This window comes from Aromatoleum toluvorans, from assembly GCF_012910905.1.
Lineage (GTDB): Bacteria > Pseudomonadota > Gammaproteobacteria > Burkholderiales > Rhodocyclaceae > Aromatoleum > Aromatoleum toluvorans.
In genome coordinates this window covers 1-21,637 of sequence record NZ_WTVN01000025.1, presented here as the reverse complement: position 1 = coordinate 21,637, position 21,637 = coordinate 1, and the positions used below count along the sequence as shown (strand labels likewise).

Genomic DNA, 21,637 nt, shown 5'->3' with positions numbered 1-21,637 from the left:
GATGCGCCGCAGGACGGGGCGCGTGAAGACGGAACGGTTGGCAGGACGGGACAAAGCCTATCTGCGAGACACGACCCGGCGGGCTGCCGTCGGGCGTGCTCCGGGGGAATCGGAGCCGTCGTCCCGCGGACGGGGCTCGAAGGAGGAAACGTGGAATTCCAGTTGAACCAGGAACAGCGCGAGATCCGCGAGCTCGCACGGCGCTTCGCCGAGCGCGAGATCGTGCCGCGCGCGGCCGAGGCCGACCGCAGCAAGACCTTTCCGTTCGAGGTGCACGAACGGGCGCAGCAACTCGGCCTGCTCGGCATCAACCTGCCGGAATCGGTCGGCGGCGGCGGACTGGGTTGCCTGGAGCTGGTGCTCGTCACCGAGGCCTTCTGCCGCGGCTGCCTGGGCATCGGCACCGCGCTGTGCGTGAACGCGCTGGCGACCGAGCCGATCTTGATCGCCGGCACCGAGGCGCAGCGGGCGCGTTACCTCGGCGCAGCCGCCGGTGGGGCGCTCGCGAGTTTCGCGATGACCGAACCGGAGGCCGGCTCCGACGTCGCCGGCATCCGCACCCGCGCCGAGCGCGTGGCGGGCGGCCATGTGCTCACCGGCAGCAAGATCTGGATCTCGAACGCCAATCACGCCGAGTTCTTCGTCGTCTTCGCGAAGACCGCGCCCGATGCCGGCCATCGCGGCATGACGGCCTTCATCGTGCCGCGCGGCAGCACGGGGCTGTCAGTCGGCGAGCCGCTGGGCAAGCTCGGCCAGCGTGCCGCGCCGACCTGCGAGGTCTTCCTCGACCGGGTGTTCGTGCCGGACGACCTCCGGCTGGGCGAGGAGGGCGGCGGCTTCGCGCTGGCGATGGCGGTGTTCGACCGCTCGCGGCCGATGGTCGCGGCCTTCGGCGTCGGGCTCATCGAGCGCTGCATCGACGAGGCGCTCGCCTACGCGACCGAGCGCCGCAGCATGGGCCGGCGGCTGATCGAGCACCAGGCGGTGGCGCACAAGCTGGCCGGGATGCGCATGCGGCTGGAGGCGGCGCGCCTGCTCGCCTACCAGGCCGCGTGGCTGGCGGACCAGGGCCGGCCGAACACGATCGAGGCCTCGATCGCGAAGACCTTCGCCGCCGATGCGGCGATGTGGGCCGCCACCGAGGCGGTGCAGATTCACGGCGGCATGGGCTATTCGACCGAGTACCCGGTCGAGAAGCTCTTCCGCGACGCGAAGGTGCTGCAGATCTACGAGGGCACCAGCGAGATCCAGCGCAACATCATTGCCCGCGAAATGCAGCGGGCCTGAACCGGAGGAGCATCGAATGAGCCAGTACCACCTGAACGAGGCGCTGATTCTGGGCGCCGTGCGCACGCCTTTCGGCCGCCGCGGCGGCGCGCTGCGCGACACCCGCCCCGACGAGCTGCTGGCCGCCGCGATCGGCGGCGTGCTCGCGCGCACCGGCTTGCCGGGCGAGCGGGTCGGCGACGTGCTCGCCGGCTGCGTCAGCCAGGCCGGCGAGCAGGGCGCCAACATCGCGCGCCAGGCCGCGCTGCTGGCCGGCCTGCCGGCCGAAGTGCCCGGCGTGTCGATGAACCGCATGTGCGGCTCCAGCCAGTTCGCCGTGCATGCGGCGGCGCAGGCGGTCGCGGCGGGCGACCTCGACTTCGCGATCGGCTGCGGCGTCGAGAGCATGAGCCGGGTGCCGATGTTCCTCGACCTGACGCTCGGCAAGGGCGATTTCCGCGGCTTCGACGGCCTGCACCCCGATATCGCCGCCCGCTACGCGATCCCGCACCAGGTCGAGAGCGCCGAGCGTGTCGCCGACGCGTGGCGGATCTCGCGCGCCGAGATGGACGACTACGCGATGGAGAGCCACCGCCGCGCGGAGGCGGCGCGCGCCGCGGGACTGCATGCGGAGATCCTGCCGCTGAAGGGCGTGGACAAGGAAGGCGCGGCGATCACGCTGGCGCACGACGAGGGCATCCGTGCCGCGATCGACGCCGAGCGCATGCGCGGCATGCAGCCGGTGTTCCGCCGGCCGGGCGAGGGGGGCGTGACCGCCGCCAACGCCAGCCAGATGTCGGACGGCGCCTCCGCGGTGCTGGTCGGCAGCCGGGCCGCGGCCGAGGCGCTCGGCATCCGCCCGCGCGCCCGCTTCCGCGCCCGCGTCGCGGTCGGCTCGGATCCGGTGATGCAGCTCACCGGCGTCATTCCCGCCGCGCGCCGTGCGCTGGAGCTTGCCGGGTTGTCGATGCGCGACCTCGACTGGATCGAGCTGAACGAGGCCTTCGCCAGCGTCGCGCTGTGCTTCGTGCGCGAGTTCGAGCCCGACATGGAGCGCTTCAATCCGTGGGGCGGCGCGATCGCCCACGGCCATCCGCTGGGCGGCACCGGCGCGGGCCTGATGGCGAAGATGCTTGCCGGCCTTGAACACCGCGACGGCCGGTTCGGCCTGCAGGTCATGTGCATCGGCCACGGCATGGCCACCGCGACCGTCGTCGAACGGCTCTGATCGGCCGGCGGGCCGCGTTTCGAGAGCGAGGAGGGCCCGCCCGGGAAGCTGGCGGGCGGCGCCGGTATTACGACGGCGGCAAGGCGGCCCGGCAGCCTGCCGGAGCCGGATCGAAGAGGAGACCGAAGAATGACTGGAATGAACAGGATGACGGGTTCGGTACAGGCGCGGCGGGCGGGGCGCAACCTGATCGGCGACGCTTTCGCGCGTTCGGTGCGCCGCAACCCCGAACGCGAGGCGCTGCGCTTCGAAGGCCGCAGCTGGCGCTACGACGAGCTCGAGTGCGGTGCGAACCGCGTCGCGCACCGCCTGCTCGAGCTCGGGCTCGCGCGCGGCGACCGGGTCGCGGCCTACGGCCGCAATTCCGACGCCTACGTGCTGCTGTGGCTCGCCTGCGTGAAGGCGGGCCTGATCCACGTGCCGGTCAATTACGCGCTGCGCGACGCCGAGCTGGGCTACATCGTCGGGCAGTCGGGCGCGCGGGCGCTGTTCTGCGACCCCGACATGGCGACCCATGTCGAGGCGCTCGGCCCGGAGCTGGCCTGCGAATGGCGCGGCACGCTGCACGGCGGCGACGGGCGCGACGTGCTCGCCTGGGCCGGCGCCGGCGGCGAGGTGGCGGCGCCCGAGATCGACGGCGACGAGGAGGACATCGTGCAGCTGCTCTACACCTCGGGCACGACCGCGGCGCCCAAGGGGGCGATGATGAGCCATCGCGCCCTGCTCGCGGAATACACCAGCACGCTGCTCGCCACCGACATCCGCGGCGAGGACCGCTCGCTCGCGGCGCTGCCGCTGTACCACTCGGCGCAGATGCACGTGTTCCTGATGCCGCAGCTGCTGGTTGGTGCGACCACGCTGCTGGTGCAGGCGCCGCTACCTGAGCCGTGCTTCGAGCTGATCGCGCGCGAGCGGGTGACGTCCTTCTTCGCGCCGCCGACGGTGTGGATCGCCTTCCTGCGCCATCCGGGCTTCGATCCCGCGGCGCTGGCGTCGCTGAAGAAGGGCTACTACGGCGCGTCCATCATGCCGGTGCCGGTGCTGCAGGAACTCGCCACGCGCCTGCCCGGGCTCGCGCTGTACAACTGCTACGGCCAGAGCGAGATCGCGCCGCTCGCGACGGTGCTGCGCCCCGAGGAGCATGCCGAGCGGCCGGCGTCTGCGGGGCGGCCGATCTTCAACGTCGAAACCCGCATCGTCGATACCGACATGCGGGACGTGCCGCCGGGCCGGATGGGCGAGATCGTGCATCGCTCGCCGCAGCTGATGAGCGGCTACTGGGACAAGCCGGAGGAAACCGCGGCCAGTTTCGCCGACGGCTGGTTCCGCTCCGGGGACGTCGGCTATTTCGACGAGGGCGGCTACCTCTACATCACCGACCGCATCAAGGACATCATCAAGACCGGGGGCGTGGTCGTGGCGAGCCGCGAGGTCGAGGAATGCCTCTACACCCACCCCGCGGTCGCCGAAGTGGCCGTGATCGGCCTGCCGGACGAGCGCTGGATCGAGGCCGTCGCCGCGGTCGTCGCACTCCGGCAGGGCGAGGCGGCAACGGCGGAGGAGCTGACCGCGCACGTCCATGCCCGCCTCGCGCCGTTCAAGGTCCCCAAGCGCATCCACTTCGTCGACGAGATGCCGCGCAACGCGTCGGGCAAGCTGCTGAAGCGCGAGCTGCGGGAGCGCTACAAGTAGGGGCGGCGAGCGCAGGCCCGGGCGCCGCCGCCGCGGCGGCGCCGGCGTGATCAGGCCATGGCGTCGGGTTCGCCGCAGTGCTCGAGGATTTCCTTGCGCGCGGCGTCGCGCAGCGCGAGCGCCGCGTTCCAGTCCTTGCCCTGCGGCAGGATCGGACGGCCGATCGTCACTCTCACCGGCCCGCGCCGCGGGAGCCATGTCCCGTCGGGCAGCACGGCGCGCGTGCCGCAAATCGTCACCGGCACGACCGGCAGTTCGGCCGCGCAGGCGGCGAGGAAGGCGCCGAGGCGGAATTCCTGCAGGCCGGGGCGGCGCATGAAAGTGCCTTCGGGGAAGTAGAACAGCGCGGTTCCCAGCCGTGCGCGTTCGGCGAGCCGCTGCGCGGCGTCTGCGCTGTCCTGGACCGCGAAGCGCTCGATGAATTCCGTACCCAGGCCCTGCAGGAAGCGGCGCGCGATGGCGCTGCCGAGGAGCTCGCGCTTCGCGACGAAGACGAAGGGGCGGGGCAGGGCCGCCGCCGCGACCAGGCCGTCGAGATAGCTCGAGTGGTTCGCGACGACGATGCAGGGCGCCGCGGCGGGCAGGTTGGCCAGGCCGCGGACGTCGATGCGGATGCCGCTCAGCGCGGCGAGCAGGCGCGCGCCGGTGCGGCTGAGCTGCCAGGCGGTGGCCGGGCGGCGCAGCGTCGCGACGGCGAACCACACCGGGACCGCGAGCAGCACGAGGATCGTCCACGCCCACGCGGCCCACAGGGCGGCACCGGCGCGCCGCAGGGCCTGCCCCGTGTTGCGGGCGGCGGCGAGTGCGGCGAGGCGCAGCATCTGCACGCGCACGCTGTGCTGCCGGCCGAGCACGCCGCTCTGGTACAGCTCCCGCGTTGCGGCCCGGCGGATCTTGCCGCTGGAGGTCTTCAGCACGCTGTGCGGCGGCGCGAGCACGACGGCGTCGAGCGGCACGCCCAGCAGGTCGACGGCGAGCGCGCCGACCGCATGTTCGAGATCGCGGCGTTCGGCCTCGTCGGCCGTCCGCGTCTCGACCACGGCGACGAGGCGTTCGCTCGCCGTCGCGGGATCGGGGACGCCGAACACCGCGACGCAGCCGCGGCGCACGCCGGGGAGCGCGCCGATCGCGTCTTCGAGCTCGTAGGGGTACAGGTTGCGCCCGCCGCGGATGATCATGTCCTTGACGCGGCCGGTCACGAAGAGCTCGCCTTCCGCGAGGTAGCCGAGGTCGCCGGTGTCGAGCCAGCTGCCGCGCAGCAGCTTGCGGGTTTCCCCGGTGTTGTGCAGGTAGCCGGTGGTCGCGGACGGGCCGCGGAATTCGATGCGCCCGACGCGGCGATCGGGAAGCTCGTCGCCACTCGGCGCGACGATGCGCAGGTCGTGGCCCGGCAGCGGCTGGCCGCAGCCGACGAAGCGGATCGCGCCGGCGTCGTCCTCGGGTGCCCGGATCGCCTCGCCGCGGGAGAAGGCATCGCGCGCGACGCGGTCGATGCGCGGGCCGCGTCCGATGGGCGGCACGGCGAGGCCGACCGCGTTCTCGGCGAGCCCGTAGGCGGGGGTCATCGCTTCGCGGCGCAGGCCATACGGGGCCAGGCGTTCGCTGAAACGCTCGATGGTGTCGGGATTGACCGGTTCGGCGCCGTTCGCCGTGAATCGCCAGCGCGACAGGTCGAGTCCGGCGAGTTCGCGTTCTTCCACGTGCTTCAGGACGAGCTCGTAGGCGAAATTCGGCGCCGCGGAGAGCGTGCCGTGGTAGCGGTGCAGGGTGCGCAGCCAGCGCACGGGGCGGGACAGGAAGTCCAGCGGCGACATCAGCACCAGCGGGCAGCCGTTGTACAGGCTGCCGAGCCACGCCGCGATCAGGCCCATGTCGTGATAGAGGGGCAGCCAGCTCACGGTCACGTCGTCGGCGGTGATGGCGATCGAGCGGCTCCAGGCGCGGATGTTCGCCAGCAGGTTCGCGTGGGTGAGCATCACACCCTTCGGGTTGCCGGTGCTGCCCGAGGTGTATTGCAGCAGCGCGAGCTCGTCCGCCCGCCGCGCGGCAGGCTCCGGGTCGCCGTGGTGGTTGGCGAGTTCGTGCGCGGTGAGCGTGTACCTGAGACTGCCCGACGGGGTCGAGATCAGGCGGGCGACCTGCTGGACCTGCGCATCGGTGACGAGTACCGGCGCGCGGCAGCTTTCGAGGATGCCGGACTGGCGGCGCAGGTGATCCTCGAGCTGCGACGGGCGTGTCGGCGGATACATCGGCACGGGCACCCCGCCGGCGAGCAGCGCACCGTAGAAGCTCGTGAAGAACTCCAGCGAGGTCGGCAGCATGATCGCGACCGCGTCGCCGGGCGCGACGCCCGCGTGCCGCAGGCCGGCGGCGATGCGCGTCGCGCCCTCCAGCAGCTGCCGGTGCGTGAGCGTGCCGATTTCGGCGTCGTCGTGGAGCAGGCGGATGTGGATGTGCTGCGGCGAGTGTTCGGCGTGCCATTGCAGCACGTCGACGAGGGTGGCGGCAGCGGTGGGGGCCTCGATGCGCGCGGTCTCCGCGGCGGCAACGACGCCGGGCGGATCCGTGACGGCTTCGGGCCGGGCGGCGCGCAGCGCGGCGAGAAGCTGGCGGGGCGTCTCCGCCGCTTCAAGGGTGCCGTCCGGCAGCTGCACGCGAGCGGCGTGTTCGATGCGCGCGAGCAGTTCGACGCGCGCGAGGCTATCGAGCCCGAGGTCGCGTTCGAGGTGGCTGTCGAGCGTGGCGTCGGGCGGCTTGCCGGGGCGCAGCTCGCTGACGAGCGCGCGCACGATCTCGAGCAGTCCGGCCGCGTCGATCACTGGAAGGGATGGCGCCATCGTGAGGCTCCGACCGCCAGGCCCGCCGCAGCGCAAGCGGACCGGGTCACCCCCTTTTTAGCCCTTTGTTGCGAGTCCTGCCGTGACGGCTTCTCGCGCCGGCAGCTCACGCACGCTGCGGCAGTCCGTCGCGCGTATCTTCTGCAGCATGTAGTCGGCGGACGTGGCGGGCAGCATCGCGCGCAGATAGCGTGCGAGGTTGAGGAGCTGGCGGTTGTCGAGCGCGGTTTCGCAGCCGGCCTTGCCGAAATCCTCGTCGGGCGGAATCTGCGAGAAGCCGAGGCGCGCGGACGGGGTGCCGGCAGGAATCTCGCGTTCGGCGCCCGCCGCGAAGACGAGCAGGCAGGGCGTGTGGCAGGCGCTTCCCGGCGCGATGCGCGTGTTGTAGCCGCGGTTGCGCAGCATCGAGCCCACCGTGATCGCCGCGCCGACGCTGCCGTCCGCGATGTCGAGCACGACCCACTTGCTGCGGCAGGAACGCTTCGAAGCTGCCTCGTGCGCGAGCGTCAGCGAGGAGACGGCCGCTGGCGCGAGCGTGCCGCGCAGCGTCAGTTCGCAGGAGTCGCCGCGCTGTGCGAGGGCGACGTCGCCGCCACGGTAGGCGAAGCGTTCGCCTTCGCGCCCGGCGGTGGGGGCAGTCGGGGCCGTGGGTGCAACGCCGCAGGCGGAGACGAGCAGCGCAAGGGCGACGGCCGGCAGGAGCGGCCACGGAAAACGGGTCTGCATCGGGTCATCCTCGTGATGGGCGGCGATTAAAATATCATAAGAACGGTGCCGCGCCGGTTCGCGGCGCCGCGCAGGCGGGAGGACGGGCGGAATGGCGTGGCAGACCTTCGGGCACGAGGCTGACATCGGCGTGCGTGGCAGCGGCGCGACGCTGGCGCAAGCGTTCGCGGGGGCGGCCACCGCGCTGACCGCGGTGATCTGCGATCCGGCGGGCGTTGCGGCACGCGCGCCGGTGGGCGTTGCGTGCGCCGCGCCGGACCTGGAGCTGCTGCTCGTCGACTGGCTCAACGCGCTGGTGTTCGAGATGGCGACGCGGCGCATGCTGTTCTCGCGCTTCGACGTCCGGATCGAGGCCGATGCCGGCGGTTTCCGGCTCGCGGCGACGGCCTGGGGCGAGGCGGTCGATGTCGCGCGCCATCAGCCCGCCGCCGAAGTGAAGGGGGCGTCGTTCTGCGAACTCGCGGTCGTGCACGGCGCCGACGGCGTCTGGGTCGCACAGTGCGTGGTGGATGTCTGAGCACGCCGCCCGGCTTTGGCTATGCTGGAATAGGCAGGCGGACGCAGGAGGCGGGTCATGGAACTCCGAAGATTCCGGCAACACGGTCCGCATGCATGGGAGCTGCCCGCGAGCGGGCGCATGCGCGTTCCCGGCGTGATCTTCGCATCGCGCGAGCTGATGGAGGCGATGGACGAGAAGGTCGCCGAACAGGTCGCCAACGTCGCGAGCCTGCCCGGCATCGTCGGCGCCGCGTATGCGATGCCCGACGCACATTGGGGCTACGGCTTCCCGATCGGCGGGGTGGCGGCCTTCGACGCCGATGAGGGTGGCGTGGTGTCGGCCGGGGGGGTGGGCTTCGACATCTCCTGCGGCGTGCGCACGTTGCATACGGGGCTGACGCGTGCGGACGTCGAGGCGCACAAGAAGCGCCTTGCCGACGTGCTGTACGCGCGCATCCCGGCCGGCGTCGGCAGCACTGGCGCCCTGCGCCTGGCCGGCGCCGGGATGGATGCGATGCTCAGGGGCGGCGCGCGCTGGGCGGTGGCCGAAGGCTACGGCAGCGAGGCCGACCTCGCCCACATCGAGGAATCCGGCTGCGCTGCGGGCGCCGATCCGCGCGCAGTCTCGGACATGGCGAAGAAGCGCCAGCGCGACGAGATGGGCACCCTCGGCTCGGGCAACCACTATCTCGAAGTGCAGGTCGTCGACGAGGTGTTCGATGCCGCGGCGGCGCGCGCGTACGGGCTGGCACGGGGCGACGTCGTCGTCAGCATCCATTGCGGTTCGCGCGGCCTCGGGCACCAGATCGGCACCGACTACCTGCGCGAGATGGTGATCGCCGCCCGCGACGCCGGCATCGCGCTGCCCGATCGCGAGCTCGCGTGCGCACCGCTGAACTCGACGCTGGGCCAGCGCTACCTCGGCGCGATGCGCGCCGGGATCAACTGCGCGCTGGCGAACCGGCAGATCCTCACGCACCTTGCGCGCGAAGCCTTCGCCCAGGTCTTCCCGCGCGTGCGCCTGCCCATCCTCTACGACGTGTCGCACAACACCTGCAAGGAGGAGACGCACCGCGTCGGCGACGCGCACCGCCGCCTCTTCGTGCATCGCAAGGGGGCGACGCGCGCATTCGGCCCGGGGCATGCCGAGCTGCCGCGCGAGTACCGCGACGCCGGCCAGCCGGTGTTGATCGGCGGCAGCATGGGCACGGCGTCGTGGATCCTCGCCGGCGCCGCCGGCACCGGGGAGCGCGCGTTTGCCTCCGCGTGCCACGGTGCCGGACGGGCGATGAGCCGCAGCGAAGCGCTGCGCCGCTGGCACGGCCGCGCTGTCGTCGACGACCTCGCGGCGCGCGGCATCCTGATCCGCAGCCCGAGCTGGCGCGGCGTCGCCGAGGAGGCGCCGCTCGCGTACAAGGATGTCGGCGCGGTGGTCGATGCGGCCGAGCGCGCCGGGCTCGCCATGAAGGTCGCGCGGCTCGCGCCGCTGGTCTGCGTGAAGGGCTGACCGGCCTTACGCCACGGCGATCTCGATCTTGCGCGGCTGTGCGTGTTCGGCCTTCGGGATGCGCAGCTTCAGTGCGCCCTGGTTGAACTCGGCCGAGACCTTGTTCGCGTCAAGTTCCTTCGACAGCTTGAACACGCGGCGATAGCGCGGCAGGCTGACTTCGGCATGCACCGATTCCATGCCTTCGGGCGCAACGAGGCTCACTTCGCCTTCGATCGTCAGCGTGTCGCCTTCGACCAGCAGGCTCAGCCGGTCCTTCGGCACGCCCGGCAGGTCGGCGTACAGCGTGATCCCGCCGGCATCCTCGATGACATCCACCGGCGGCATCAGCGCCATGTCGCTGGCCGGGGTTTCGGGCTTGCGGGTGACGTTGGTGTTGTCGTTCATGTCCGGTTCCTCCTCACTCGATGCTGATGCGGCGCGGCTGGGCGGCCTGCCGGCGCTGGACGCTGACGTGCAGCACGCCGTCGCGGTACTTTGCCGACACGGCGTTCGGGTCGGCGTCGTCGGGCAGCGTCACGACGCGGCGGAAACGGCCGCTGAAGCGCTCGTCGATGTGCACCGTGGCGTTCGCGTCCTGCGGGGGGAGAACGCTCGCGCGTTCGCCGGCGATCGTCAGCACGCCCTTTTCGAGCTGCACGTCGATCGTCGCCGGGTCGATGCCCGGGGCGAAGGCGTAGATCTCGACCGAATGCGGCGTGTTGCCGACATTCATCGCCGGAAAGCCCCCTCGCGCGAGACCGCGGATGCTGGGGGAGAACTCGTAGGCCTGCTGCATCTCGCGCTGCAGGCGATCCAGCTCGGAGACCAGGTCGCGGGGAAACAGTGATCGGTAGAACATGATGATCCTCCATCGGACAGGGACGGGTGTCCGCGTGCAACACCCATGACTCCGGATATAGAGGCGGTTGACCGGAGTTCAAGTCCACGTCTTGCGGCGTGGACGCCGAAGGAGGATGGGGCGCGCCCGCGGCTCGCGCGGGCGGTGTATCAGGCGAAGTTCCCGATCGCCTCGACCGACCCGTCGAGGGCCATCAGCAGGGTCTCGACCTGCAGGCCGGGGTGCAGGTCCTTGATCGCGGCGGCAAGGCGCTCGAGGTGGTCGCGATGCACTTCGGACTCGCGCACGGGGTCCGGCGCCAGGTCTTCGCCGAGAATCGCCTTGTAGGCACCGCAGTCGCGGTGGTCCATGACGACGACCTTCTTGACGTCATGCAGCTGGATGGCGACGGCGAGGTGATCCCAGAAGGTGCGGTTCCACGCTGGATACTTGTCGGTCAGCGCGCCGAGCGAGGCACCCGCCAGCACGATGTGGTCGTACTTGTGCGTGAGGCCGCGGTTCGCCATGTAGTGCTCGACGCTGTCCATGAGGCGGAAGTCCATGCAGGTGAGCAGCAGGATGTCGGTGTGGCCGCCGGCGAGCGCAGGACGGCTCGGCGCGACGGCGCCGAGCAGGGCGACGCCGGCGGCGAGCGTGGCCCGCGTGAGGAAGTTGCGACGGGCCCCGGAGTGATCTGCGGCCGGCTTGTGCGTGCAGTTGCAGTGGTCGTGAGTGTCCATTGTTCGAGGTGTTATTGATGGATGTCGGTATGAGTGCGGGCCGAATGGTATACCGATGAAATTTTCAGAGACATGCATTAAAAATATTTAATGCATATTGGGTGAATTCGCCAAAGCCAGCGCAGACGCGGGCTGCGCCACTTTTCTGTTCATGACGAATGGTTTGGCGGTGGCGCGTACGGGGTGCGCCCCTGTGCGTCCGGTTGACGCCGTCGATCGCTATTGCCCGCGAGGGCACGGGGTCACCGCGCCGGCATCCTCGACCTGTTGCGCCAGCGCGGACGCTTGTGCGCCGCGGGCAGGAGGAAATGCTGCTCCAGCATGCCTTCGAACCCTTCGGCGGGGAGTGGTTTGCCGATCAGGTATCCCTGCAGGAAGTCGCAGCCCAGTTCGCGCAGGAAGGCGACCTGTTCCGCGGTTTCCACCCCTTCCGCGGTGACCTGCAGGCCCAGGCTGTGCGCCATGTTGATGATCGCCTCGACCAGGTGCGCGTCGTTGCGGTCGTCCGGGCAGCCGGCGACGAAGCTGCGGTCGATCTTGACGACGTCGACGGGGAAGCGCTTGAGGTAGGACAGCGAGGAGAAGCCGGTGCCGAAGTCGTCGAGCGCGTAGCCGATACCCAGCGCCTTGATCGCACGCATGCGCGATTCCATCGATTCGCTGCCGCCCATCAGCACCGACTCGGTGATCTCGACCATCAGCCCGCCGCGGTCGATGCCGAACTCGGCGAGGACTTCGCCGACGAGGTCGGGCAGGCCGGCCTCGCGGAACTGCACGCCGGACATGTTCACCGCGAGGCGCAGCGCCGCATGCCCGCCATCGCGCCACTGGCGCGACTGCCGCGCCGCTTCGCGCAGCGCCCATTCGCCGATACCGATGATGAGCCCGCTGTCCTCGGCGACGGGGATGAACTCCAGCGGCGAGACCGGGCCGCGCTCGGGGTGGATCCAGCGGATCAGCGCCTCGGCGCCGACCAGTTCGCCGCTGTCGGCTTCGACGATGGGCTGGTAGTGCAGCGAGAAGGCCTGCCGTTCGAGCGCGATGCGCAGGTCCGCTTCGAGCTGCAGGCGCGCGAGGGCGTCGCTTTGCATGTCGCGGGCATAGAACTGGAAGCGGTTCTTGCCGGCCTGCTTGGACTTGTACATCGCGATGTCGGCGTTGCGGAACAGCGTCTGCACGTCCTCGCCGTCGTCCGGATACACGGTGATGCCGATGCTGCCGGACATGCGATGCTGGATCCCGCCGAGAAAGAACGGATCGCGCAGCACGCTCACGATCTTTTCGGCGATGGCGTTGAGGTCGTCCGGTTCGGCGAGGTCCTGCACGATGATCGTGAACTCGTCGCCGCCGAAGCGCGCCACGGTGTCCTGCTCGCGCACGCAGAAGGTTACCCGGCGCGCCACCTCGATCAGCAGTTCATCGCCGATGTCGTGGCCCAGCGTGTCGTTGATCCACTTGAAGCCGTCCAGATCGAGGAACAGCAGGCCCACGCGCGCGCGGTTGCGGCGGGCGTGTGTGAGGGCCTGGTCGAGGCGGTCCTGCAGCAGGCTGCGGTTGGCGAGGTTCGTGAGCGGGTCGAAGTTCGCCTGCCGCCAGATCGCCTCTTCCTGCTGCTTGCGCTGGGTGATGTCGTTGAACAGCGAGATGTAGCCGGTGAGGTTGCCGTGCTGGTCATGGACGGCCGAAATCGTCTGCCACTGCGGATAGATTTCGCCGTTCTTGCGCCGGTTCCAGATCTCCGATTCCCACTGCCCGGCGCGGGCGAGGGAATCCCACATGTTGCCGTAGAAGCTCGCGTCGTGGCGGCCGGAACCGAGCATCGACGGCTTGTGCCCCAGCACCTCTTCGGCGGTGTAGCCGGTGATCGCGGTGAAGGCCGGGTTGACGGCGGTGATCACGCAATGCGCGTCCGTCGTCATGATGCCCTGGCTGGAGGCGTTGAACACGACCATCGCCTGGTTCATCCGCGTCTCGATGCGCTTGCGCTCGGTGACGTCGTTCATCAGGCCGACGAATTGTTGCGGCTCCCCGCGGGGCGAGAGGATCGGTGCGATGCGCAGGTCGCTCCAGTACAGGTCCCCGTCCTTGCGGCGGTTGAGGAGTTCGCCCTGCCAGCTTTCGCCGCCCAGGATCACTTTCCACAGTTCCGCGTAGACCTCGCGCGGCATGCGGTCGGAGCGGAACAGCGCCGGCGTCCTGCCCAGCGCCTCGGCGGCGGGGTAGCCGGTGATGCGCGAGAAGGCGGGATTCGTGTACTCGATCACCGACGAGCGGTCGGTGATCACGATGCCCGACGTGCTCGCATCGACTGCCACCTTGAAGAGGCGCAGGCGGTGCGCGGCGCGGCGGCGCTGTTCCAGCAGCACGATGGACAGCACGATCAGCAGCATCGCGATGAGCTCGACGTGCATGTGCAGCAGCGTCGCCCAGCCGAGGGCGGAGCGATCGACGACGTGATAGACCGCCCACGGCGCGTTCTCCAGGTGCAATCCCTTGAGCAGCCAGCCGTCGTGCTCGTCGTAACCTGGCGTCATCGTCCCGGGGCCGGGCAGGCGGCCGACGAGTTCGCGCGGCAGGCTGCGGTCGACCAGGCGTACGTCGGCATCGCCCGGCGTCACGATGACCGGATCGGCCAGAAGCTGGCCCCGGTCGTTGGCGACGAACACGCGGCCGATCTCCAGCCCGGGCCCCGACAGGTAGCCGTTCAGGTTCGCGAGCGTGATGTCGAGGGCGACGACGGCGCGGAAGCGTCCTGCCGCGTCGAAGACGGGCGACGTCAGCGAACTCATCATGCCCTTGCCGGCCTCATCGACATAGGCCGCGCTCCAGCGCGGCTTGCGTTCGGGATTGTTCTCCGGCGCAGCGTCCGCGACGATCGGATGGGTGAGGATTTCGTCGCGCCACGACAGGTATTCCCGCTGCGCTTCGAGCGGATAGACGCAGATGAAGCCGGAACGCGACAAGTAATACACCCAGGCCACCTGCGGAATGTTCTTGTGGACGCGCTGGAAGACGGGTATCAGGTGCAGTGCGACTTCGATTTCATGGTCCATCTCGCGCGGAAGCGCCGCGGGATCGCCGCGGCCGAAGACGTAGGCGCCCAGCCCGGGCGGCACTTCATCGGGCAGCTGCGTCGTCGCGAACAGGCCCGGTCCGGGGAAGGTGGCGAAACCCTTGCGCAGCGGGTTGGGGGCGTGCACCGCTTCGTCGTGCAGCGCGCGTTCGGCTTCGACGCGGAGGATGGCCACGTGGTCGGTGGCGGATTTCGCGGTGGCGTCGAGCGAATTGCTCATCGCATGCAGGCTCTCGCCCGACAGGCGCAGCGCCGCGGCGACGCGGAACGACCACAGCTCATAGAAGCCGAAGAGCGCGAGGCCGATTACAGCGGCGTACGCGATCAGGACGACCCGGTTGAGCTGCGGAGCTTTCACACACCACCTGCTTCATTGGGAACGAGCGAATACCCTGCAATCTAGCGCATTGGCGACCCAAATGGCGTAGAACCGACGCTCTGGCGCCAGTTTTCCGGGAATCGTGTCCCGGAACGCACTGCGCGGGTGCGAGGCGGATGATCCTCAGCGGTGCAGGCCTGCGTTGTCAAGCACGCGTTCGACGATCCGGCGCAGCAGCGCGCGCGCGAACTCTCCGCCCGGCGTCTGCAGCGCCGGCGGGCGCGACACCAGGAAGACCGTGCGCGGACGGCCCGGCAGCGTGTACAGCGCAATCGTCATCGGACACAGCGCGATGTGGCGGACGTCCTCGGCGACCATGCGACCGGACACCTGCGCGCTGCAGAAGGAGAAGATCTCCGCCTGCTCGTAGAGATCCGCGCGGTGTCCGAGGTCCCGCGCGGTGCGGGCCAGCATCTCGCCGAACTGGCTTACCGCGGGGGGTGCGAGGCCCTCTTCGACGAAGGCGTCGAGCAGCGCCGTGCGGGCGTCGGCATAGGCGAGCGGCTGCAGTTCGCGCTCGATGAGTTCGCTGTCGGCCGCGCGTGCCACGGCAAGGCACGACAGCAGGGCCGCGAGCCAAAAAACGAGCCCCGCCCGTACGAGCCGGGCAGGGCGAAGACGGTCACCGCGAAGGAGGAGGAGCACGGGGCCGAGGTCAGAAGCGATAGTTGGCCCTCACGCCCGCGAACAGGCTGCGGGTCGGGCCGGGTTCATAGAAACGGTCGTTGCCGTCGCCGACGATCACGGAAGCAATGTGTTCCTTGTCGAACAGGTTGTCCACGCGCAGCATCTCGCGGAAGGTCCAGCCGCCGGAGCGCTGCTCGGCCGTGAGGCGCAGGTTCGCCAGCGTGTAGCGGGGCGCGGCGCGCTTCGCGTTGGTGTCCTCGACGAACACCTTGCTCCGGTGCAGTGTCTCGACCGCGGCCGACAGGCCTTCGCGCGGCTTCCATTCGAGTTCGGCGTAGGCCGAGAGCGCGGGGATGCCGGGGATGCGCCTGCCCTCGGGGACAGGGCTGCCACCCGAGATCAAGCTTTTGTCATAGACGGCACGCAGGGTGGTGAGGGCCAGTTTGCCGCGCCAATGGCGCGAAAATTCGCTTTCGGCCGCGAGCTCGACACCCTGGCGCAGCGTTGAGCCGGCGTTCTTGAATGTTGTTCTACCTCCCAAATTGCTGTTTACGACCAATTCGTCCTTTGTGCGGATCTCGAACACCGCGAGGTTCACGCGCGTGTTTTCGCCGACGAAGGCCTTGGCGCCGAGTTCATACTGCTTGCTGGTCGCGGGTTTCAGACCGAAGTTGAAACCATCGGATCCGCTGGCCCCCGAATACGATAGTTCCGCCAGCGTCGGGGTTTCGAAGCCGCGCGCGGCGCTGGCGTACAGGTTCACGACCGGACTCAGCTGATAGACGATGCCCACCGCAGGGGTCGTCTTGCGGAAGCTGAGGTCGCCGCTGTCGTCCCGGTTGTCCGCCGTGATGAACTTGTCGTCGACCTCGAACTTCACGTCGCTGTGACGCAGCCCGGCCTGCAGCGTCCACTTTTCGAGTTTCCAGCTTGCCTGCACGTAGGGATCGACGCTCGTTACCGTGTCGGTCTCGTCGCGGCGCAGCCGCCCCTTCACCCCCAGCGCGGTCGGGGCGTTGGCGCGGCCGAGGAAGTTCTCGAAACCCTTGCGCGCATCTTCCGAGCGGTCGTAGTCGATGCCGCCGGTCAGCGTCAGCTCGCCGGGCCCGGCGGCCAGCGTGTGGATCCACCTTGCGCCCAGTCCGTGGAAGCTGCGGTCGAAGTCCACCACTCCGCCGGAATGACCGGGCCGGAAAAAGATCCCTGCTCTGGGATTGACGATGCTCCGATCGTTGTTCTGAACGCCAACCGGAATCGACTGGAATTGCGTCACGCTGCGTTCGCCCCCATACGCCGAAAGCTGCAGCCTGCCGGCGCCGAAGCGCCGTTCGTAGGTCGCCCCCGCCTGGCGGTGATCGATGCTCTTGCGGGTGTCGAAGGTCTCGGCCACGCTCTCGACGGCGCGCGGATCGCGCTTGAAGGTCTCCCAGGTCAAACCGAGCGGGTCCTGGGTATCGTCCTGGCGCAGCGCGTTCGCGACGAGCGTGAGCTTGCTGTCCTGGTCGGGCCGGAAGACGAGCTTGCCGAACAGCTGGTCGCGCGTCGCGGCGCTGTGGTCGCGGTAGCCGTCGGTATCGAAGCGCGACGCGTCGACGAGGTAGCCCACGCCGTTCTTCTCGCCTTCGGCGCCGATGTCGACCTTGGTCGTGCCCCACGAGCCGCCGAGCAGCCCGCCATACACGCTCGGTGCCCCCTGCGGATCGCGCGAGAAGAGCTGGATCACCCCGCCGGCATGGTTGCCATACACGGTGGAGAAGGGCCCGCGCATCACCTCGATGCGTTCGGCGGTGTCGAGGTTGAAGGTCGCCGCCTGGCCCTGTCCGTCGGGCGTGCTGGCGGGGATGCCGTCCGCGATGAGCTTCACGCCGCGCACGCCGAAGGCGGCCCGGCTGCCGAAGCCGCGCACCGAAATCTGCAGGTCCTGCGCGTAGTTCTGGCGGTTCTGCACGACCAGGCCCGGCACCCCGGCGAGCGCCTCCGAGGCATTCACGCCGAGGTTGCCCGCCTGCACCGGCCGCATGTCGACCGAATCCACCGAGAAGGGCAGATCGAAGCTCTGCGCCTCGACGCGGCTGCCCGTCACGACCACCGGATTGAGCGTCGGCACCGGGTCGGCGGCGAAGGCAGGGGCGGCGCCGAGGCCCGCGCACAGCGCGACATGCAGCGGCCGCAGCCGGGTGCGCGGGTAGGGCGGGAGCGAACTGCGGGGCGAAGCGAACATGGTTCCGGGTCCTGTCGATAGGTGTGCGCCGCGTCTGGCGGTTGTACCCAACTTTACGGGCCCGCGCACAGTCCCGCGTCCATGACTCCACGGAATCGCGCTACAGAAAATCATGAGATCGGCCGCAGAGGGCCGTCCGGCGGGCGTCTCAGCCGTGCCAGATGACGAAGTACTTCTGCGGCCAGCGCAGCGAGCGCCACCACCGCTCGCCGGCCTCGTACAGCGCAACGCCGTCGGACGACAGGGTGTAGAAGTGCGCGCGCGGCCCTTCCTTCGCGCAGGGCACGATGTAGCCGTTGCGTTCGAGAAAGCCGAAGTAATGCACCGCCATCGGTGCGCCCTCGAGGTGGGTGAGGCAGGAGAGATCCCACAGGTGTATGAAGGGATGCCCGGCGTGCATGGAGCGCAGCATCTGCAGCACGTGCCAGCGATGCGGCAGGGGTTCGCGGCGAGGGGCGACGTCGGCGCGCGCAGGCATCACAGTCTCCTGGAGCTGCACGGTCAGGGCAGCCCGGCAAGGCATCCATTCGTTCCATGCCAGCGTCGACAGGAAGACTTGCCGGCGCGGGCCATCCCGCATCCGGGGATGGCGTACCTGCGGCGAGGAACGGTTCAGATGCCCTTCCAGGCGTAACGCACGCCAACCCACGCGCTGCGTGGCGCGCCCGGGGCGACGAATTGCTCATGGCGCCATTCGCCGGGATCCACCACAAACGCGTTGTCGGGGCCGACGAAGGGGTTTTCCGCCAGCGCCCCGGCAGTCGCGTAGCGCTTGTCGAACAGGTTGTCGATGCGGCCGAAAAGGGTCCAACCGCGCGCCAACTGGTAGTCCGCGCGAAGATTGACCACCCCGTATCCGGGAAGTTTCCCGCGGCCTTCGAACCCGTCTTCGGGTTCATGGCGGTTGTTCTCGTTGCCGCGCACGTAGCGGCCGGAGTATGCGATGAGGTCCGCCCCCACGCGCAGCACCTCGGTGGCGTGCCAGTCGACACCGAGCTTGAGGCTGTGTTTCGGCAGTCCGGGCAGCCGGTCGCCGCGCGCGACGCGGATCTCGTCGTCGGGGCAGCCGCCCTGGCCCTCCGTGCTGTTGTTCTCGGCCAGCAGGCAGGCGGAGGACTGGAAGGTGGCATCGAGGTAGCTGTAGTTGGCCTGCCAGTCGAAGGCGCCGATCTCGCCGCTCAGGCCCAGTTCGACGCCCTGGCGGCGGGTCTGCCCGAAGTTGGTGAAAAAACCGAGGCTGCCGCCGGTGCCGACGAAGAGGATGTCGTCGCGGTTGGTGCTGCGGAAGGCCGTGGCGTTCCACTGCGTGTTGCCGGCGAGCTTGCCGCGCACGCCGAGTTCGACCGTGCGGGTGACGACCTGTCGCAGGAAGGGGTCGGCGGCCATCGCGTTGGGCAGGCTGCAGGCGTTCTCGGGATCGGCGCAGCCCAGCTCGATCGGCGTCGGCGCGCGATTGCCCTGGGTGAAGCCGCCATAGACGGTGAGGGCGGGCGTCGCCTGCCAGGTGAGGCCCAGCGCCGGGTTGAGCTTGTGGTAAGTGAAATCGCCGTTGAGTGCGTCGCCCATGCGATCGCTGTTGATCACGCGCGTGCGGTTGTAGCGCAGCGACCCCGTGAGGTGCAGGGTGGGGGCCAGCGCGACGGTGTCGGTCGCATACAGGCTGGTGGTGCGCGTGCGGCCGAGCAGGCTGTTCACCTGTTCCTCGTCGCCGGTCGCGGAAATGCCGCGGTTTGCGGTCAGCTCCCCTGCCTGCTCGCTCTGGCGGAAGTTGGCGTGGCTGCGGTCGTGGGACACGCCGACCGAGAACTGGTGGGCGCCGGCGATGCGGCTCCACTGCAGCGCGATTCCTGCAGCGGTCTGGCCGGTACGGGTGCGGTTGAGCGCGCCGCTTTCCGGTTCCGCTCCGGCGGGAAAGCCGGCAGCGGCCCATTCGGCGAACTCGTCCCCGAATTCGTCGTTGAGGTCGCCGTTCAGCGTGCGGGTGAGGGTGCGCCGCGCGTAGACCGTGCCCGAGATCTGGTCCTGGTCGTTGAGCCAGTGGCTGCCGGACAGCGCCAGCAGGCTGCTGCGGTTTCGCGTCTGGTCGGGATGGGTGAAGATCGCTTCGCGCCGCTGGCGCAGGATGCTCTCCGGCACCAGGGCGTTGCCGATCAGGTCGGTATCGGCGTGGGCCAGCGTGAGCGCCACATCGGTCTCGCCCCTCGTCCATGCGAGCTTGCCGAACAGCTGGCCGACTTCGGAGGGGGAGCGATCGCGCCAGCCGTCTTCCTTCATGCCCTCGGCCGCGACGTACCAGGAGAGCTCCCCGCGCTTGCCGCCGTGCTCGATGGAGCCGCCGCGGCGGTTGAAGGCGCCGCCGTACACCTCCAGCGCGCCGCCCGGGTGCGTGTCGCCGCGCTTGGTCTGCAGCGCCAGCGCGCCGCCCAGGGTGTTGAGGCCGTAAAGGGGGTTGGAGCCCGGCACGAGCGTCATCGTGGCAATCGCCGTCTGCGGGATCAGGTCCCAGTTCACGACGTCGCCGAAGGGTTCGTTGACGCGCACGCCGTCGAGGAATACCGACAGGCCCTGCGGGGTGCCGAGCAGCGGCGAGGCGGAAAAGCCGCGGTAATTGAGATCGGCCTGGTAGGGATTGCCCTGGACCTCGTTCACATTGACGCTCGGCATCTTGCGCTGCAGGTTCTCGGCCAGCGATGGGCCGCCGGCGTCGCGCAGTTGCCGGCTGTTCATCAGCTGGACGTTGGCGGGAACCTGATCCTTCGGGAGGTTGATCCCCGGCAAGGGCGTGGTGCCGACGACCTCCACCGGCGCGAGTTCGACCGTTTCGGCGGCGCTGGCCGTGGTGACGGCTCCGAGGAGGGCGATCAGGATCGCGAGCGGTTTGCGGATCGGTACCGGGGGGGCGTACTGCATGGGCTTCCTCTCGTTGGCTGGAATTATTGGCTGGAGCTATTGGCGGTGGGGCGACTCGATGCTCCGTGAGCCTGCCGGATGCATGCTTCAGCGTACGCATGCCGCGCGTCGCCTTCCATAGGAAAAATTCCTGATTTTCTCGATGTGCGGGGCGTAGGGCCGATGGGATACTGCCCTCATGGAACTCACCCACGTGCTGGTGCGCCGCGCCGCGGTCATATCGTTCGCCTGCCTGCTGTGCGTCCTGCTCCTTGCAGTGTGGCGCGCGGGGTCGGATGTCCGCCGGGAGGGGCTGGCCGCCACGCAGCTCGCGCTCCTCGGCCACCAGCTCGCCGCCTTGCAGCACGCGCCGGACGGCGCGCTCGAGGCGCAGATCGGGGCGCTGCGCAACGTGGGGCGCCTGCGCCATCTCGAATTCCGGCTCGAGGATGCGAAGAGCGGCGAGGTGCTGGCGCGCTCGCGTGCCGAGCCCGCCCCGTCGGCGGCGATGCGGCCCTTCCTGTGGCTGCAGGGTCTTCTGTCGCGGCGGCAGGCGGTCACTGAATCAACCTGGCTCCTGGAGCGTGCCGACGGGCGCACTTTTCGCGTCGCGTTGACCACGCAGCCGTTCAGCGAGCAGCGGGAAGCCTTCGACGATGTCGTCGGGGTCACGGGCGTGTTGCTGCTCTACAGCGTCGGCCTGCTGGCCGCCCTGTACTGGGCCGTGCGCCATGCCTTCGCACCGCTGCGCCAGATCCTGGATGCGATCGGCGCGTTCGAGCGTCAGGACTACCGGACGCGGTTGCCGGCGATGCCGGTCCGCGAACTGGACGTGATCGCGCGCGCCCTCAACCACCTCGCGGCTGCATTGGGACAGATCCAGGAGGAGCGGCGCCTGCTCAGCCTGAGGCTGCTGACCCTGCAGGAGGACGAGCGCGCGCACATTGCCCGCGAGCTGCACGACGAACTCGGCCAGTCGCTCACTGCGATGCGCGCGGATGCGACCTACCTGCTGCGCCGGACCGCGCAGCAGCCGGATCTCCACACGGTGGTCGCCGAACTGGAACAGCAATGCGCCCGCGTCCAGCAGGACATCCGCAACCTGCTGCGCTGGCTCGGCAAGCCGGGGGAGGG

Annotated in this window: 16 protein-coding genes; 6 read left to right on the top strand and 10 right to left on the bottom strand. The window is 69.7% G+C overall.

The annotated features are described in order from the left end of the window. The first annotated feature begins 150 nt into the window (after window positions 1-150). The 3 genes from GPA22_RS15475 to GPA22_RS15465 all read left to right on the top strand — a co-directional run bounded on the left by GPA22_RS15475 (window position 151) and on the right by GPA22_RS15465 (window position 4,186). Complete coding sequence (locus GPA22_RS15475) at window positions 151-1,287, top strand: acyl-CoA dehydrogenase family protein (protein WP_169256969.1); 1,137 nt, start codon at window positions 151-153, stop codon at window positions 1,285-1,287. Between the two features lie 16 nt (window positions 1,288-1,303). Then, window positions 1,304-2,494 (top strand): thiolase family protein, encoded by a 1,191-nt coding sequence (locus GPA22_RS15470; RefSeq protein ID WP_169256968.1) that lies wholly within the window; start codon window positions 1,304-1,306, stop codon window positions 2,492-2,494. 129 nt (window positions 2,495-2,623) lie between these two features. Then, window positions 2,624-4,186 carry an acyl-CoA synthetase gene (locus GPA22_RS15465; RefSeq protein WP_169256967.1) on the top strand — a complete coding sequence of 521 codons (1,563 nt, stop codon included), beginning with the start codon at window positions 2,624-2,626 and terminating at the stop codon, window positions 4,184-4,186. A gap of 50 nt (window positions 4,187-4,236) precedes the next feature. Here GPA22_RS15465 and GPA22_RS15460 read toward each other — a convergent pair whose 3' ends face one another. After that, entirely contained in the window at window positions 4,237-7,023 is a 2,787-nt protein-coding gene (locus GPA22_RS15460; protein ID WP_169256966.1) for an AMP-binding protein, read from the bottom strand. Between the two features lie 57 nt (window positions 7,024-7,080). Continuing rightward, entirely contained in the window at window positions 7,081-7,749 is a 669-nt protein-coding gene (locus tag GPA22_RS15455; RefSeq protein ID WP_169256965.1) for a hypothetical protein, read from the bottom strand. Window positions 7,750-7,840: 91 nt separating this feature from the next. Between GPA22_RS15455 and GPA22_RS15450 the strand changes: the two genes are divergently transcribed. Together GPA22_RS15450 and GPA22_RS15445 are read left to right on the top strand one after the other, a co-directional pair. Further along, window positions 7,841-8,266 carry an archease gene (locus GPA22_RS15450; protein WP_169256964.1) on the top strand — a complete coding sequence of 142 codons (426 nt, stop codon included), beginning with the start codon at window positions 7,841-7,843 and terminating at the stop codon, window positions 8,264-8,266. 57 nt (window positions 8,267-8,323) lie between these two features. Next, complete coding sequence (locus GPA22_RS15445; protein WP_169256963.1) at window positions 8,324-9,754, top strand: RtcB family protein; 1,431 nt, start codon at window positions 8,324-8,326, stop codon at window positions 9,752-9,754. A 6-nt stretch (window positions 9,755-9,760) separates the two neighbouring features. On the opposite strand, the gene GPA22_RS15440 is transcribed toward GPA22_RS15445, so the two are convergent. From GPA22_RS15440 to GPA22_RS15405, 8 genes are all read right to left on the bottom strand, one after another. Further along, window positions 9,761-10,141 carry an Hsp20/alpha crystallin family protein gene (locus GPA22_RS15440; RefSeq protein ID WP_169256962.1) on the bottom strand — a complete coding sequence of 127 codons (381 nt, stop codon included), beginning with the start codon at window positions 10,139-10,141 and terminating at the stop codon, window positions 9,761-9,763. Between the two features lie 13 nt (window positions 10,142-10,154). Then, window positions 10,155-10,595: an Hsp20/alpha crystallin family protein gene (locus tag GPA22_RS15435; RefSeq protein ID WP_169256961.1), complete on the bottom strand. Its 441-nt coding sequence runs from the start codon at window positions 10,593-10,595 to the stop codon at window positions 10,155-10,157. Between the two features lie 149 nt (window positions 10,596-10,744). Continuing rightward, window positions 10,745-11,314: a carbonic anhydrase gene (locus GPA22_RS15430; RefSeq protein WP_169256960.1), complete on the bottom strand. Its 570-nt coding sequence runs from the start codon at window positions 11,312-11,314 to the stop codon at window positions 10,745-10,747. A 242-nt stretch (window positions 11,315-11,556) separates the two neighbouring features. Further along, window positions 11,557-14,745, bottom strand: a complete 3,189-nt coding sequence (locus GPA22_RS15425; protein WP_169256959.1) for an EAL domain-containing protein — start codon at window positions 14,743-14,745, stop codon at window positions 11,557-11,559. 144 nt (window positions 14,746-14,889) lie between these two features. Further along, complete coding sequence (locus GPA22_RS15420; RefSeq protein WP_169256958.1) at window positions 14,890-15,315, bottom strand: DUF302 domain-containing protein; 426 nt, start codon at window positions 15,313-15,315, stop codon at window positions 14,890-14,892. Between the two features lie 106 nt (window positions 15,316-15,421). Next, window positions 15,422-17,614, bottom strand: coding sequence for a TonB-dependent receptor family protein (locus GPA22_RS15415; protein WP_169256957.1), 2,193 nt, complete (start codon window positions 17,612-17,614; stop codon window positions 15,422-15,424). A gap of 148 nt (window positions 17,615-17,762) precedes the next feature. After that, window positions 17,763-18,092, bottom strand: coding sequence for a hypothetical protein (locus GPA22_RS15410; protein ID WP_169256956.1), 330 nt, complete (start codon window positions 18,090-18,092; stop codon window positions 17,763-17,765). A 134-nt stretch (window positions 18,093-18,226) separates the two neighbouring features. Then, entirely contained in the window at window positions 18,227-20,524 is a 2,298-nt protein-coding gene (locus GPA22_RS15405) for a TonB-dependent receptor (RefSeq protein WP_169256955.1), read from the bottom strand. A 178-nt stretch (window positions 20,525-20,702) separates the two neighbouring features. Between GPA22_RS15405 and GPA22_RS15400 the strand changes: the two genes are divergently transcribed. Further along, a partial coding sequence (locus GPA22_RS15400) for a histidine kinase (protein ID WP_246264432.1) occupies window positions 20,703-21,637 on the top strand: 935 nt, incomplete at its 3' end.

Bases quoted from the DNA above. Each gene is read 5' to 3' on its own strand.
- GPA22_RS15445 (WP_169256963.1), top strand. From the start codon at position 8,324: ATGGAACTCCGAAGATTCCGGCAACACGGTCCGCATGCATGGGAGCTG.
- GPA22_RS15455 (WP_169256965.1), bottom strand. From the start codon at position 7,749: ATGCAGACCCGTTTTCCGTGGCCGCTCCTGCCGGCCGTCGCCCTTGCG.
- GPA22_RS15410 (WP_169256956.1), bottom strand. From the start codon at position 18,092: ATGCCTGCGCGCGCCGACGTCGCCCCTCGCCGCGAACCCCTGCCGCAT.
- GPA22_RS15430 (WP_169256960.1), bottom strand. From the start codon at position 11,314: ATGGACACTCACGACCACTGCAACTGCACGCACAAGCCGGCCGCAGAT.
- GPA22_RS15440 (WP_169256962.1), bottom strand. From the start codon at position 10,141: ATGAACGACAACACCAACGTCACCCGCAAGCCCGAAACCCCGGCCAGC.
- GPA22_RS15465 (WP_169256967.1), top strand. From the start codon at position 2,624: ATGACTGGAATGAACAGGATGACGGGTTCGGTACAGGCGCGGCGGGCG.
- GPA22_RS15415 (WP_169256957.1), bottom strand. From the start codon at position 17,614: ATGTTCGCTTCGCCCCGCAGTTCGCTCCCGCCCTACCCGCGCACCCGG.
- GPA22_RS15450 (WP_169256964.1), top strand. From the start codon at position 7,841: ATGGCGTGGCAGACCTTCGGGCACGAGGCTGACATCGGCGTGCGTGGC.
- GPA22_RS15470 (WP_169256968.1), top strand. From the start codon at position 1,304: ATGAGCCAGTACCACCTGAACGAGGCGCTGATTCTGGGCGCCGTGCGC.
- GPA22_RS15460 (WP_169256966.1), bottom strand. From the start codon at position 7,023: ATGGCGCCATCCCTTCCAGTGATCGACGCGGCCGGACTGCTCGAGATC.
- GPA22_RS15405 (WP_169256955.1), bottom strand. From the start codon at position 20,524: ATGCAGTACGCCCCCCCGGTACCGATCCGCAAACCGCTCGCGATCCTG.
- GPA22_RS15435 (WP_169256961.1), bottom strand. From the start codon at position 10,595: ATGTTCTACCGATCACTGTTTCCCCGCGACCTGGTCTCCGAGCTGGAT.